Consider the following 1,360-nt stretch of genomic DNA (forward strand, 5'->3'; position numbering starts at 1 on the left):
CCAGGGCGGCTTCAAGTTCCGTGGCTGGGTGGATCGTTGGGTGACGGGCGGGTAGCAGTGCAGGCACGGGGTTCGTGATCATTGTGGTGTCTTACGCCTGATGATCCCGAGAGTGTCCCGTGCCTGCTGTCGTATCTTCCCCGATCCCTGCCGTGCTGGTGAAGCTGGGTCCGCTGGATGCGGACCGGATCGCTGACCTGCGCTCTTACCTCGATGCGCTGCCCGACCCACGCTCACGCCGCGGCCGGTGGTACTCGCTGACCGCGATCTTGCTGGTGTGCGCCTGTGCGGCCGTTTCCGGCGCCAGGAGCATCGACGAACTCGCCGAGTGGGGCGAGCGCGCCTCCAGCAAAGAGCTTGCGGCCCTCGGCATCCGGCGGCATCTGCTCGGCTGGCGGCGCTGCCCGTCGCCGACGACGATCGGCCGTGTCCTGCAGGGCCTCGACGGCGACGCACTGGACCAGGCCGTGGGCGCCTTCCTGGCCGACCGCCGCCGCACCACCCCCATGGCCCAGAGGCCCGGGACCGGGCCACGGCGCGTCGTCGCCGTCGACGGCAAGGCGCTCAAGGGCTCGGCCCGGCTGACCTCGCCCCGCCGCCATCTGCTCTCGGCGGTCACCCACCGCCCGGTCGTGACCCTCGCTCAGGTGGAGGTCGGCGCGAAGACGAACGAAACCACCCACTTCCGGCCGCTGCTCGCGCCGTTGGACCTGGCCGGCGCCGTCGTTACCTTCGACGCGCTGCACTCGGTCAAGGCGAACATCTCCTGGCTGGTCGAGACCAAGAAGGCCCACTACATCGCGGTGATCAAGACCAACCAGCCCATCGCCCACCGTCAGCTCGCCGCCCTGCCGTGGCGGGACATCGCCGTCCAGCACACCGCCTCCGATACCGGCCACGGCAGACGCGAGTCCCGCTCGATCAAGACCTGCGCCATCGCCGACGAACTCGGCGGGATCCTCTTCCCCCACGCCCGCCTCGCCATCCGCGTCCACCGGCGCCGCAAGCCCACCGGCAAGCGTGAGAGCCGCGAGAGCGTCTACGCCGTCACCAGTCTCGACGCCCACCAGGCCGGCCCGGCCGATCTGGCCGCCGCGATCCGCGGGCACTGGGGAGTGGAAAATTCTTCGCACCACATCAGAGACGTCACCTTCGCCGAGGACGCCTCCACCGTCCACACCGGCACCGCACCCCGCGCCATGGCCGCCCTCCGCAACCTCGCCATCGGCACCCTGAAGCTCCTCGGAGCCGACAACATCGCCAAAACCACCCGCGCCATCCGCAACGAACCCGAACGAGCACTCACTATCCTGGGCATCACCAACAACCCAGACACCTACGGAACTTGATCAAGCCCTGG

Annotated in this window: 1 protein-coding gene; it reads left to right on the plus strand. The window is 69.3% G+C overall.

Annotated elements, in window-relative coordinates:
- The first annotated feature begins 152 nt into the window (after positions 1-152).
- A complete protein-coding gene (locus ACFYX0_RS47860) occupies positions 153-1,349 on the plus strand; it encodes an ISAs1 family transposase (RefSeq protein ID WP_388982164.1) in 1,197 nt (398 codons plus the stop codon).
- Positions 1,350-1,360 lie beyond the last annotated feature (11 nt).

The organism is Streptomyces sp. NPDC002573 (assembly GCF_042889625.1).
Taxonomy (GTDB): Bacteria; Actinomycetota; Actinomycetes; order Streptomycetales; family Streptomycetaceae; genus Streptomyces; species Streptomyces gibsoniae.